This window comes from Terriglobus sp. YAF25, from assembly GCF_052113305.1.
GTDB lineage: Bacteria > Acidobacteriota > Terriglobia > Terriglobales > Acidobacteriaceae > Terriglobus.
The window spans coordinates 1-13,184 of record NZ_JBFRCY010000176.1 but is presented as its reverse complement, the minus strand read 5'-3'; the positions used below and the strand labels follow the sequence as shown (position 1 = coordinate 13,184).

General features: G+C 54.5%; 12 protein-coding genes and 1 pseudogene. 8 read left to right on the top strand and 5 right to left on the bottom strand.

Going from position 1 to position 13,184, the window contains the following annotated elements; genetic code table 11:
* The first annotated feature begins 1,521 nt into the window (after positions 1-1,521).
* The 4 genes from AB4043_RS09475 (at position 1,522) to AB4043_RS09460 (ending at position 3,832) form a co-directional block, all read left to right on the top strand.
* The gene (locus tag AB4043_RS09475; RefSeq protein ID WP_442302560.1) at positions 1,522-1,701 is read left to right on the top strand and encodes a hypothetical protein; all 180 of its coding nucleotides are present in this window, start codon (positions 1,522-1,524) and stop codon (positions 1,699-1,701) included.
* Positions 1,702-3,165: 1,464 nt separating this feature from the next.
* The gene (locus tag AB4043_RS09470; protein ID WP_442302559.1) at positions 3,166-3,321 is read left to right on the top strand and encodes a hypothetical protein; all 156 of its coding nucleotides are present in this window, start codon (positions 3,166-3,168) and stop codon (positions 3,319-3,321) included.
* The gene (locus AB4043_RS09465; RefSeq protein WP_442302558.1) at positions 3,318-3,554 is read left to right on the top strand and encodes an asparagine synthase-related protein; all 237 of its coding nucleotides are present in this window, start codon (positions 3,318-3,320) and stop codon (positions 3,552-3,554) included. Before AB4043_RS09470 ends, AB4043_RS09465 begins: the two co-directional genes overlap by 4 nt.
* Positions 3,555-3,697: 143 nt before the next feature.
* Complete coding sequence (locus tag AB4043_RS09460) at positions 3,698-3,832, top strand: hypothetical protein (RefSeq protein WP_442302557.1); 135 nt, start codon at positions 3,698-3,700, stop codon at positions 3,830-3,832.
* 1,255 nt (positions 3,833-5,087) lie between these two features.
* On the opposite strand, the gene AB4043_RS09455 is transcribed toward AB4043_RS09460, so the two are convergent.
* Positions 5,088-5,921 (bottom strand): manganese catalase family protein, encoded by an 834-nt coding sequence (locus tag AB4043_RS09455; RefSeq protein WP_442302556.1) that lies wholly within the window; start codon positions 5,919-5,921, stop codon positions 5,088-5,090.
* A gap of 701 nt (positions 5,922-6,622) precedes the next feature.
* On the opposite strand from AB4043_RS09455, the gene AB4043_RS09450 reads away from it, so the two are divergent.
* Entirely contained in the window at positions 6,623-7,264 is a 642-nt protein-coding gene (locus AB4043_RS09450) for an SRPBCC family protein (RefSeq protein WP_442302555.1), read from the top strand.
* 21 nt (positions 7,265-7,285) lie between these two features.
* Positions 7,286-8,479, top strand: coding sequence for a zinc-dependent alcohol dehydrogenase (locus tag AB4043_RS09445; RefSeq protein WP_442302554.1), 1,194 nt, complete (start codon positions 7,286-7,288; stop codon positions 8,477-8,479).
* 169 nt (positions 8,480-8,648) lie between these two features.
* On the opposite strand, the pseudogene AB4043_RS09440 reads toward AB4043_RS09445, so the two are convergent.
* Positions 8,649-9,134: pseudogene (locus AB4043_RS09440) on the bottom strand (SIR2 family protein); the annotation flags it as partial.
* A 123-nt stretch (positions 9,135-9,257) separates the two neighbouring features.
* Positions 9,258-9,500 (bottom strand): hypothetical protein, encoded by a 243-nt coding sequence (locus tag AB4043_RS09435; protein WP_442302553.1) that lies wholly within the window; start codon positions 9,498-9,500, stop codon positions 9,258-9,260.
* A gap of 176 nt (positions 9,501-9,676) precedes the next feature.
* Here AB4043_RS09435 and glgX point away from each other — a divergent pair, with 176 nt between their 5' ends.
* A complete protein-coding gene (glgX, locus tag AB4043_RS09430; RefSeq protein WP_442306936.1) occupies positions 9,677-11,419 on the top strand; it encodes a glycogen debranching protein GlgX in 1,743 nt (580 codons plus the stop codon).
* Positions 11,420-11,652: 233 nt separating this feature from the next.
* On the opposite strand, the gene AB4043_RS09425 is transcribed toward glgX, so the two are convergent.
* Together AB4043_RS09425 and AB4043_RS09420 are read right to left on the bottom strand one after the other, a co-directional pair.
* The gene (locus AB4043_RS09425) at positions 11,653-12,051 is read right to left on the bottom strand and encodes a GlcG/HbpS family heme-binding protein (RefSeq protein WP_442302551.1); all 399 of its coding nucleotides are present in this window, start codon (positions 12,049-12,051) and stop codon (positions 11,653-11,655) included.
* 232 nt (positions 12,052-12,283) lie between these two features.
* Positions 12,284-12,517 (bottom strand): cytochrome c oxidase assembly protein, encoded by a 234-nt coding sequence (locus tag AB4043_RS09420; protein ID WP_442302652.1) that lies wholly within the window; start codon positions 12,515-12,517, stop codon positions 12,284-12,286.
* 57 nt (positions 12,518-12,574) lie between these two features.
* Between AB4043_RS09420 and AB4043_RS09415 the strand changes: the two genes are divergently transcribed.
* Positions 12,575-12,937 carry a hypothetical protein gene (locus AB4043_RS09415; RefSeq protein ID WP_442302550.1) on the top strand — a complete coding sequence of 121 codons (363 nt, stop codon included), beginning with the start codon at positions 12,575-12,577 and terminating at the stop codon, positions 12,935-12,937.
* Positions 12,938-13,184: the final 247 nt, after the last annotated feature.

The window sequence follows — 13,184 nt, the reverse complement described above, 5'->3', positions numbered from 1 at the left end:
AGGTAACAATGGTTGCTGATCCACGTGAGATGTCATCGACTCACTCACACGCAAGGGCAGAGCTTTGCCAACATTTGATGGTGGAGGCGGCGGGAGTCGAACCCGCGAAATCTACAATTTTTCTGTAAGTTATTGATTGTAAAAGCCGCTAAAATCGCTCAAATTGCCCAAAAAGCGGTTCGGCGGTACAAATCTGCCACAGGCTTTTTCCCTGCAAAACCTCCTCAACAACCTCTCTCAAGGACTTGCTGCGCGCGGCGGGAGGTTCAATGGAGATGTGACACTCCTCAGCAGATTTACGAGCGTCGCCGCATCCGAAAAGTACCTGAACGCGGCTTCATCCACCAGCCCCAGCGACGACCAACACCTACCACCGGAAGAAATCGGCATAAGCCACATGAAGTGCCAGTCTAGAGCACGGACCCTTACGGGTATGTCATGCGCACTCTGGACGGAGACAGCGTGCCATCCGTCGCAGATTCGTTGTCCAGAAAAGCTGAACCCCCTATGAAAGGGGGTACCTGAACGAAGGTCTATCGAGCGCACGTTCACGCGCTCTGCTTTTGCGGCCGCGGAAACACGATGGGAGGTTTTTGCGGCCTAACCAAGGTCAACAACGATCCCTCCGGTTTGCCTATGTCAGGCACGGTGTCTTCGTCGACCCCGGAGTGCCCGGGGGCATCCGGTTCGCTCGCGGGTGTCGCCGTTAGGAACGAGTAACGCTTCCGAGAGGCGGCGAAATGCTTATCTACGTCGGATTTATTCTTGAAGCTCACATCGACTCCAAACACAGGTTGCTTACTTGAGAGATGCTCGTCTGGAGCGGGAAGCAATGGGGCTGCTGGAGGCGAGAAATACGTACTGGATTAAGCGTACGCTTCTATTTGGGCCTGTGCCGGTCGAAACCGAGATTACGCTTGTTGCGGCAGTGATTTAAATGGCCCGAGAGCTGTACAACCTGCACACCCTCCTCTTCGGTAGACCGATTCATGGGGATGCTAGGTTCTCAACATGGCCATCGAGGATTGCGATCAATACATGTCTGATGTTGTTATCGCGGAAACGTAGTCGGCGATCAGAGTTTTCGTTGGAGACATATTCATCGGGAGAATCAGGAATTGGAAGCGGTTGATCCCGTATCACCTTGAGTGCCTCTCGCTCCGAAGTAATTCCATAGCCGAGTTGCATGACGCGATCAAATGACTTCGCTGTGAAAGACATAGCAACTCGATAGGCATATCGCTTTGCGTGATCAGACGCACCGGCTGAGTCGCAAGGCGACCATTTACCAGTAGACAGGGCGCTCGACAAAACGGCCCACCTCCTGCCAAGTGAACTCGCGCACAGATTCTCTGACTGCCATCTCCCATCTACAGGGATTGGAGGCTTAGAACCCGCATCCTAGCGGTAAGCACGAGACTGCCGACGACGATGAGAGGAAGGCAGTGAAGCAAAAATGGGAGACTGAACCCGATCTTCCCATCCCTAGTTGGTCGTCGTAATGGAGCGGAGGCTCCGCTGATGCTGAAGTGGAATCAGGCGCTGTTTGCGGAGTACTTGAGGCAGACCGGTGCTTCGTTGATTGTGCTGGCCTACGGAACAAACGAAGCCGCAGCCAAGTGGACACGCGATGAGTATGCAACGTCGCTCGGGCATCTGGTTGATGTGCTGCACGAGACTCTCTCCCTGGGACTCAACTGAGGTGCACGGATCGAACCCGCGATTCCATGGCTCTCCTGTAAGTTGCTGATTATAAAAGCTTCTAAAACCGCAAAAATCGCGCAAAAAGCACTTCGGCGATACAAATTTGCTACAGGCCTTTTGCGCCCCATCGCTATACCCACCCCGCACATCTTGCCTCATCATGCCGCGGCGGATTCTCCGTCGCCACCACCAGCACCTTCAACGTTCACCATCATCCAGAACGTCGTTCTCCTTGGCTATGCGGACGTTACCATCATCATCACAATCGAAAGTTCTGGGAACGGTACCGCATCCTTCAATACAGATAGGGTGTCGCGCTTTCGCTAAATTGGCGCGTAGGGGGAATGCTTCTTGGTTCGTGAGCCGTCCCACCTTTGGAATACCGATCCGCCGCTACGGGCATCGCAGTGCGCCGCTGATTCTGGAAGAGCCAGGCGAAGACCGCCCACACCAAGCAGAGCAAGCATCGCAGGCCATCTTGGTTCCAACTTGGTTCGCGCATTTGTCATGTCTTCTTCATCATGCCACCACGGTCTTCCATCCTTCCATCGAGGGGTTGTCCGGCATTGTGGCCGAAGACGATCAGAGCGGATTGGGTGTGAGGGCAGGGGAGGTGCGGCATCTGGATTGTTGGGCGAATCGAGCAGCCGGAATGCATGTTTGTGGAGAGCGCCGGGATGTTGCTCCTGCGGCGGTCGCCACGCTGTCTCGATCTGTACCGGATGCGGGTGGCTCTGCAGAGTCCGATCGATGTGCAATGCGATTTTGGAGTGATAGCAGGCGCTAACAATGCATTATGTGGAATATGGGTAAATTGCAAGTCTTTCCTGCTGGCTCGTCGCAGCCGCGTGGACCGCATGAGGCGGCAATGCCCGTTATATTAGACGTGAGGTCAAATGGTGTGTCTTGTGAAGAAAAGGCTCGGTTGGCAAAAGACTACGACGAATCCACTTCGAGGTTCTCCGAAGCGGTGAGAGAGCTACGCCGAAGGATGGGCACCTCGCCCAAGGACGAATACGATCGACTTGAACGGGCTAGTAACGAGGCCCGCGTGAAATCCGAGCAGGCACGCTTGGCGCTAGAGCAACATATCGCCGCCCATCATTGTTAGCAACGAATTGTCTATCCGGATGTGAATCGTCGGAAGCTGGAATCTCCCTCCACTGCATGGCCCGCAGATTCTCACCGACTACCCGCTCTTGCCGACCGGCTCATCGCTGGCGACCCGCGAAGTTTCGCGAGAAGTGCCTTGGAGTGGTGTCTAGTCGATCAAACCCCATTTCTCAGCATGACCGTGCGAACGTCTGAATTTCTTGTACAGCAGTATTGGCCTTCGAGAATCGGGCGTCAGAACACACCGGCCTGGGGCACACGGAAGCTCCCGGCACATCTCAGAACGTACAAAGACCTCTGCCGGGACGGTCCTTCTTTTCTCGTTCAAGTTGTGTGGCGACAGCATGGATGGTTCCGGTACTCCTTGAGACGATGCCGCATCGCCGGCCGTATCACTCTGTCCACTATGAGTTTCATTATCCCTACGTGGATCGCGATCTTCTCGACTTTCTTCTGCGTGTTCCCTGGAGCGGCTACTGCGCCCAGGGAGAAGATCTGCCATGATGCGCAGTGCGCTGCGCTCGATCGTACCGACAGAGATTATCGAGAGAAGGCGGAAGGCAGCGCGGAGCCGTTCTCTCCTACTCACGCTCAGGCGTCAAGAGGAGAGAATCTGTGATCTCTTCAGCGAAATGTCGCCGACATTGGCAGAGCTGGTTGAGCCAGAGATCCTGCGGAAAAGTGTATCGGACGCGTTTCATAAGAGCGACCTTGCTGCCACTTTCCTTGCGCTCTGATGTAAGAGCTATGAGTTGAGGCAAAAGAACGGGACACCCTTGTCGCTGCCTAAGATTTAGGTTTTCGCCAATGCCACTATGGCGAACCAAGTTCTATCGATGGGTGCCTGCCGGTAGAAATCCCAAACACGGAGGAACGTCAGATGAAGTACGAACAGCCGCAAATCACCAACGTCTACAGCGCCGACGACACAATCCAAAGCGCCAGCGCAATGAAGGCGGGAAACAACCTCGATAGCCAAGAGGCAACTTCTCCGGCGTATGAGGCGGATGAGTAAATTCGTTTCGGAAGAATCGGTCGCGGCCAAGATTGACTGCGGCCGACTCTAAATAAAGCGAAGTTTGCAACTGAGACTCCTGCACGGAACCCTGAGAGAAGCCGAGGAAGTCCGTCTCGTAGATTTGATTCAGTACCTCAACTGTCGCTCGTTGGACAAGCTTGTCTTCGAGTGCCGGAACGCCGAGTGGTCGCTGCCACCCGTCCGCCCTTCGGGATGTACACCTACCCACCGGCTTCGCCCGGTATGCTCCGCGCTTCGGTCTATGGGAGAGGTTCTGGAGATTCGCCTCAAGAGCCTCGCCGTAGTGCTGCACGTCTCACCGTCCACACCGGCTGCAGCCTGCTTTTTCAACTGCGAGTAGGCGAACCGCAGAGTGTCAATGCGGTAGATGTGATGCATCAGAGCAGTGAACCTTAAATCCTTATTCGATTTTGCCGTTTGTCGTATCTGCGCCAGCGCGCTTGGCGCATCAGGTTTCGATGATGGCCACCGTTCGCTGCCCAAACCGTGCRTGCRGTTTTCCCGCACACGGCTTTCACGAAGACTCAACGAGTCGAGGATGCAAGGATGGTATTACCCCGACCAGATTCACCAGTTCGTACTCACCGAAGAGCGTATCGGCTGTCTTCGCGCAAAAAGAAATCTCCGATGGCTCGATACAGTTCTGCCGGACGTCGCGCGTCTTTCCCCTCTTTTGTTTGTAGTTTGTGCTATCGGCACAAACGTCTGTATCTGCTCGCCTGACGGGCTATTTGTATTGCATCGGAATTGAATTAATGCGTTTGTGTACAGTGAGCAACACGATCTTTTTGCAGCGTCTCACCAATGCAATTCAGAAGTGCAGTGGGACTGTTCTCGGTCTTGGGATCGTCGGAGGTACCCCGCGGATTGCGAGTGTCAAAAAGATCAACGGAGAGAACCGGAGTCGAAGAGCGATGTTCCCGTACCCGACTGATGAAACAATTGCGTATCAAGATGTCGACAAGACTATACACCCACTTTTCTATCCCGCACAGAAATTGAGGGGCCATGGTGGCTCGGATCCAGATGCTGGATCAGCACAACCGCCATTCCAGTGTCCAACGGTAGCGCTAGAAATCTCTGTCAAGTACTGAGGCAGCGATCGCATCGCCACGACTATGGGCTGGGGCAGGATCCTCTGCGTTCTATGCTCGGCGGTAGCGGCTTTCGAATTAGGGATGAGCCTCGGCACCAATCAGGGTCGGTTTGCGCCGGCCCCGATAGTTCCTTCTCACGACTTCTTGATGCCAATGAGTTCCGATTTATCAGGAGCCGTCGTTGCGGCTTTGGCCGCATCTTGCCTTCCCCGGTCTTCATCCGGAAGCTTCCCATTGACGGCCTCAATGTCCAGACCCCGGCCGCCCACAACCTGTGAATCAACGGGAGTAAGTCCGAATGAGCTCTGCCATGGTCCATGCATGTCTGTGTCACCTTCGTTTCCATTCCCCGTCGACCCGTTGAAGTACTGGTCAACCAAGCGCGGGGTCGGACGAAGACGGCCGATCGAAAACGGGCTTTTTTCCAGGCTATCGAGCGCGGCCGTGAATGCTTTCATGTGGGTGATTTCGCGAGTCATCAAAAACTGCAGGGTATCGATCGTGCCGGGATCATCGGTATGGTCAATTAGACGCTCATACACGATTTTGGCGCGAGCTTCCGCCGCGATATTGTTCCGCAGATCCACGTCGAGCTCCCCCGAAATCTTTAGGTAGTCTGCAGTCCATGGATTCCCCATCGAGTTGAAGAGGTTGAGCCCACCGCCTCCAGCGATAGTAACGAGGGGATCCGCCTCGGCTGCCTCGCGGTTGGTTTTGAGTGGCTTAAGATGCATACGAATCAATGCCCCAACGATCTCAAGGTGACTGAGTTCCTCGGTTCCGATATCCATGAGGAGATCCCGGCGCGCAATATCGTCAATACAATTCCATCCTTGGATGGTGTACTGCATGGCTGCGGCCAATTCGCCGTTCGCACCGCCAAACTGCTCCAAGAGCATATTGCCGAACTTGATATCCGGCGTCTCTACGTTCACGGTATACATAAGTTGCTTAACGTGGTGATACATGAGTAGGTGCCCTCGGGTCAGATTTGCGTGCAGCTTGCTAGATGCAGAGATGTTCCCCTTCGTTGTCACCACGGTCCGGGAAACTTCAATGGAAGCTCTGACTCAATCCGATTCAGAATGCCGGATTGCAGGAGTAAGGTCTGAAATCTGTTAGTGGACACCAACTCCTACCGTAGTCGCTGGGAAGGCACACATTCGTTCGGTACGGAATACGAGGTTAAGGAGCAGCTCGCTTCTGTTGTTGTTGACTGGGCGCAGAAGCCGTGCAAATCGTTCGTGCGGCGCCTCAGGAGAAACTTCAAATCGGAACGGGTTTGCCCCTCCCGCCACTTTGAGGAACATCCGAGCCGAGGCAAGGGCAACCCCCAGTCGGGATTCCTCCTCTCTACAGGCACAGCCTAGCGTTACGGTCACCGCATTGCAGCCGGGACCGACGAATATCGACTTTTTTCATCGGGCAGGTATGGATGATACCGAGGTCGGTACGGAGGTAAGAATCAAAGTCAGCCGGACGAGGTCGTTTGCGAGGGACTCGACGCGCTGTTCGAGGGGACGAACCCATGCTATTCGCACCCCCTCACAATCAAGCTGGAAGGCGCGGGCGTGAACTTCGTTCCCGGGGCCGTGAAGGGGGCGATGCTCAAGAAAACAGGCAAAGCCGCAAGGCGAGAGATAACAACTCTCAAGGAAAGGAGCTATACATGGCGAACCTCAATGAGAAGCCGAATGCTGAAGCGTTGCCGCGCCAGAGTGGCGCTTCAATCATCCTGAACGGACGATATCTACCACCGCCTGAAGATAAGGACGGCAAGCTATGGGTGCGCACCAGCACGCTGGTGCAGAGTCCGCCGGAGGCACTGTATGCCCTTTGGCGCAACGTGGAACTTGCTCCTCTTTGGCAGGAAGAGATCGAAGAGGTCGTCATAACAGGAGAAAAGACCTCCCGCTGGACCATGCGTTCGGATGACATGGTTATCACGTGGGACTCGGAGATTCTTGCCGATCAACCGGGCAAGCGAATTGCCTGGTGCTCTATCGGTGGCGATTCTGATAACGCAGGAGAGGTGATCTTTGAGCAGGCTCCCGGCGGCCGAGGTACCTATGTGATTGTGTTGCAGGAGTTTCGCATGGGAAAGCTGACCAGCGCGTGGGAGACTCTCACCGGACGTAATCCGAAACAGGCGGTGATTGAAAATCTGAGGCACTTCAAAGCGCTTGCAGAGACTGGAGAGATCCCCCGGTCGCAGGAGGCTCCTCATGGGAAACGTGGATTGATTGCCCGGTTCAAGCGGTCTCTGTACGGGGAGAGTATCGCAACTCCTCCCGGCACGAAGGTGGCCTAATCAGATTCGACATGAGGTGGAATGATGAAAGCTGTTTGCTGGATGGGAAAGAATAACGTCGAAACACAAACTGTAGAGGATCCATCGATTATTAATCCGCGTGATGCCATCATCCGTATTACGCGCACGGCAATCTGCGGGTCAGACCTGCATCTCTATGACGGCTTTATCCCCACAATGGAGTCCGGCGATGTTCTAGGGCACGAATTCATGGGGATCGTCGAAGAGACCGGGAGCGAAGTGACTAACCTGCGGCGAGGAGATCGTGTGGTGGTGCCGTTCACTATCGCCTGCGGAAATTGCTTCTTCTGCAAGAAGAAGCTTTGGGCGGCATGTGATAACTCCAACCCTAACGCCCATTTGATGGAAGCTGCTTACGGATATTCCGGCTCGGGCCTCTTCGGATATTCGCACATGATGGGAGGCTATGCCGGAGGACAGGCGCAATATGCGCGCGTTCCGTTTGCGGATGTAGGTCCTCTGAAGATCGAGAATGATCTGAGCGACGAGAAGGTTCTCTTTCTCTCCGATATTTTTCCCACGGGCTATATGGCCGCAGAAAACGCGCAGATTGAGCCTGGAGACACGGTCGCAGTATGGGGCTGTGGTCCAGTGGGGCAGTTTACGATTGCGAGCGCCTTTATGTTCGGGGCCGGACGGGTTATTGCAATTGACCGTTTTGAAGAGCGGCTGGCCCTGGCCCGCGGCCTCGGTGCGATTACAGTCAACTCCGCAGAGGAAGATGTCAGCGTGTTGACGGCGATCAAAGATCTGACCGGCGGAATCGGACCGGATTCCTGCATCGACGCGGTGGGACTCGAAGCACATTCAATGGAATTGCAAGGTGTCTATGACACTATCAAGACCGCTCTTCTCATGGAGACCGATCGGCCGGCTGTACTGCGGCAGGCGATTCAGGCAGTGCGGAAGGGTGGAACTGTCTCGATTCCAGGAGTATACGGCGGGCTTATCGACAAGATGCCCTTCGGCGCCGCCTTCGGGAAAGGTATCACCATGAAGATGGGCCAGACCAATATGCACGCTTATATGAAGCCGCTTCTGGAACGAATTGAAAAAGGGCAAATCGACCCGAGCTACATCATCAGCCATCGCATCTCGCTTGAGGAGGCTCCGGCGATGTATAAGATCTGGCGCGACAAAAAGGAAAATGTCACCAAGATCATTATCGATCCATGGCTGCAACGTGCAGCATGACGAGCGTCTGCGCGGATCGGTGACGAAGAGAGAGTAATCAAGGGTAATGATGTTGCATGGGGCGGCGCTACTCGATAGCGTCGTCCTCTTTAACAAGGAGAAGTATTGCGGGAGCTATCTTCAGCAGGATTCTGGTAGTTAGAAAGGTGCGGCAGCCGACATGGCCATCTCAGGACGATGGTGATTTCTTCGGCTTTGACCTAGAGGCGGAGCTTTTCAATTCCCGGAGAAAGCAGGTCGCCGCCGCTCCTGCATCCATGTTTTCTAAGACAACGGGTATCACCCCGCGGCTGCATAACACGCTCTCTTGTCCTACATCGTGCTGGTTCATCACGATGTAGGACAATGGCCTCTGACTGCTATAAACGGAGTTTCTCCATAGCTCCTGCAGACGAAACAGCAGATAACGGATATTGATGTCGTGAAGGCTGTAGCCGATGAAGAGAATCGGCCGCGCCAGGCTATCCGATCGGAGCCGCAGGTCCAGCGGGCTCTCAAAGAGCATGCGTTGAAAGTAACTCGACTCCGTGAGCACCAACGACTCGTCGTCCTCGAAGTCACCGTGGAACTTGATAATCTCCGTCGCTGCCTCTACATGCTGGGTGAGGTCGGCCATATTGGAGATCTTGTGAAACGGCTTTTTGTATTGTTCGAAGGCTCGCTCTAATCAGCGATCGTAATTGGTTGTATAGATGGTTGAAAAGCCGAGCTCTACGATGAGTCGATGCAGCTCAGAATCTGTAATCGAGATGCTGTTAGGGTGCCAGGTGCGATCCATTCAGCTTCTCAGCGGGCCAAGCTTTCCGTGTTTGAGAAGGTATGCTTCCGCGATAATGGGATAGTCGGGATATTGCAACGATGGCTGTTCTGTCCCAAGTTCCCGCGTCAGATGCTCTGCCAGTGCTGTGAAGCCCGGTAGGCCAAGGTTCTGTGACGCTCCACCGCCGACGAAGAGAATGAGTTGCTTCTGTCGTACTGCCTCGGTGAGTGGTTCGAGACCGTCCAGAAGAGATATACCCAAAGTTTGCGGTTAAGTGCGTCGCACGGCCTGCTCTCCTCTGCGGTTCGGTAACGGTTCGATGTTTGACTGCCGGAGAATGTTGCCGCCTGGCGGGTCGTATAAGATGCTGCCAATTCGTGCCGGAGCTAAAGGAATGAAAGTTTTCTGCATCCAAAGGTCTCTAGGAACGTTATTACATGTCATACAGGCTAGAAGAAGGTACTGCTACCCGGCTGGGGGCGTTATGGGATGGCGATGGAGTTAACTTCGCCTTGTTTTCTGCCAATGCAAACAAAGTTGAGCTCTGCCTCTTTTCAGAAGATGGCGAGACTGAGCTTGAGCGCATCGAACTGCCGGAATACACGAATGAGATATGGCATGGATACCTCCGAGGCGCCGGCCCCGGACAGCGCTATGGATACAGGGTGTATGGTCCCTATGAGCCTGCATCGGGATACCGTTTCAATCATCACAAGCTGCTTCTCGATCCATATGCGTATGCGCATATCGGGGAGGTGGTGTGGAATCCTGCCATCTTCGGCTATAACGTGGAATCAGGCGACGATCTGAGCTTTGACGAGAGAGATTCGGCGCCGTATGTTCCGAAGTGCATCGTCGTAGACCCCAACTTCGACTTCACGGGAGAGCGCCGTCGTAAACGCATTGGATGGAGCGAGACCATCCTTTATGAAGCCCACGTGCGCGGGCTCACCAGCAAATATCCAGGTATGCCGGAGGCGATACAGGGGACATATGCCGGGGCCGCCGATCCCCAGGTGATTGGGTATCTGCGGTCGCTGGGAATTACCTCGGTCGAATTTCTTCCCATCCATACCTTTGTCGACGATGGCTACCTGCTGGAGAGAGGGTTGCGTAACTATTGGGGGTACAACACCATTGGGTTTTTCGCGCCAGATCCGCGCTATGCCTCTAATCGGCCGGACACACTCAAAGAATTTAAAGAGATGGTGGCTCGCTTCCATGAGAACGGCCTCGAGGTCATTCTGGATGTGGTCTATAACCACACCGCGGAAGGCAATGAGAAGGGGCCTACCCTTTCTTTTAAGGGCATCGACAATGCCAGTTATTATCGCCTTTTGCCAGATCAGCCCCGGTACTACCTCAACGAGACGGGGACGGGAAATACGGTGAACGTGAGCCATCCGCGCGTCCTGCAGATGGTCATGGATTCGCTCCGTTATTGGGTAGAACAGACAAACGTCGACGGTTTCCGGTTTGATCTGGGTACAGTGCTTGGAAGGGAAGCACAAGGATTCGACTCAGAGGGCGGCTTTCTCAAGGTCTGCTCGCAGGATCCAGTGCTTGCCACCGTCAAGCTGATCGCTGAGCCATGGGATTGCGGCCCGGGCGGTTATCAGGTTGGGGGATTTCCTCCCGGGTGGGCGGAATGGAATGATCTCTTTCGCGATACAGTCCGGGACTTCTGGCGCGGAGAGGCAAAAGCGGCGGAGATTGCTCCCCGTCTTACCGCTTCGGGCGATCTGTTCAACCACAGCGGGAGGCGACCATGGGCGACAGTCAACTTCATAACCGCGCATGATGGGTTCACGCTGAACGACCTGGTGACGTTCAATGACAAACACAACGAAGCCAATGGAGAAAATAACCAGGACGGCAGCAGCGATAACCGTTCCTGGAACTGCGGTGCAGAAGGGGCGACCGATGATCAAAAGATCAAAGATCTGAGATTGCGTCAGATGAAAGATTTTCTCGCCACGCTTCTGTTCGCACAGGGAACGCCGATGCTCCTTGCCGGGGACGAGTTCGGCCGTACACAGCAGGGCAATAACAATGCCTATTGTCAGGACAACGAGATCTCCTGGATCGACTGGGAGCTGCGGGAGAGGAACCAGCAATTGCTGGAGTTTGCAAAGTATGTCATCGGGCTGAGAAAAAAAATCCCAGCTGGAGCCTGTTAGTAGACACAAGCCTCACAACGTTTGCCGGGCAAAGCACTTATGAACCCGGTACGGAATACGAAGTCACGGCACGTTCACTCCTGCTCTTGTCGACTCATCTGCTGAAATCCTGACTGGACCGCGCCTCTACGGACTGGTTGGCACTTGGTTTTCCGTAGCTAGTCAGCGGTGATCCGCATGCCTGCTTCCTTGGTAGTTTGGTCGACTACCATCGGAGAGCATCCTGCTTTGCATCAACTGAAAGCATCTGCTCCGGCTTGAGCGACAGCCTGGTCCTGTTTTCCCATACCACCACTGACGCCAATCGCTCCGACGATCCGGCCATCTCGTTTCAGGGGGACGCCACCCGCGAAGATCATAACGCGTCCATGATTTGAAGCGTGAATACCGAAGAACTGATCTCCGGACTGTGAAAGCTCACTCAGGGCTTTAGTTTCGATATCAAAAGCGCGAGCTGTCCATGCTTTATTGATCGCAATGTCGACGGAGCCGAGCCAGGCGTTCTCCATGCGTTCAAACAACAGGTTTCCGCCGGCGTCGACAATCGCTATGTTCATTGGCATGCCGATTTCCTGAGCCTTTTGTTCTGCCGCTGCGACGATGGTTTTTGCTTCCAGAAGGGTGACGCTCATGATTTCTCTCCTAGCGTTGTGTGAAATGAGATAAATCTGTTAGTGGAGACGCTCCAGATAAGCAGCGATTCTGTCGGCGTCCTGCCGCGTGACATGCATCTCAGGCATAGCCGAACCTGGATGTACTGATTGTGGATGTTGCAGCCAGTAAGAAAGGTTTTGCGGATTATTTGGAAGAATTCCGGCGATATAGCTTTTGGAACTGCCGTTCACTGCAGCGCACTGGGAGCTTTCATGCGGCCTCCTTTCTGACGGAGGTTGATGCGACAGAGGTGTGCGCGAGTCGAGCATCCGAGATGGTCAGCCACTTGGCGAAGAGCAGAATCCCAATCGCGATGAAGACCAGCCCAGAGGGAACCCACATCAGCAGCCCTCCGAACTGCTGATCTTCGAGCGCAGTAAGATGCCAGATCTGTGTGCGCTCTGCGTAGATGGGATACCAGAGGACCTTGGAAAAGGTAAGCAGTGCAATTGCTCCTATCGATTAGATCGGCAAACCGATGCCTCCCGAGGAGATCCCACCATGCATGCTAAGTCTGGCAAGCTTCTTCATGAGACGACGAACGTCGGGTATCCGTTCGTTGATGAGGAATCCCCGACCCCAGCCTCCATATCGCTCAGTAACGCCGAAATTGCAGATCGCCTTTCTGCTCTCGCCCAGCTTATGACGATCGAGAAGGCGAACCCATACAAGGTGCGCGCCTACAGGAGGGCTGCCACTGTCATCCGGGGCCTCGGTGAGAGCGTGGACGAGATGGTTCGTAGCAATGAAGACTTGCGAGTCTATTCTGAGAAGTCGCCGACGATGAAGCATCTGCTGGTCGACCTTTGGGAGCCTCGAGCAGCACCGAGCTCTCGCCGGAGTCGGCCGACAGCGCGAACCTGATCCTGTTGGGCACCGTAGGGACGCTCGCTCCGTATAAGCAGTTCATCGAAGATGCAACGCCTGGGCTCAAGGCACGGCTACACTTTGAGACGCTCTGTGAATCACCGACCCGGATTGTGGCTCCGGTAGCCGAGGCGTCACATGGGCCTTGGTTTTTGGTTCCTTCCGATCACCAAGACAACCATCTCTCAAACGCCTCCGTCTGACAGTTCGGATTTCTCCCTAAAAGGGAGATGAGGTGATTTCA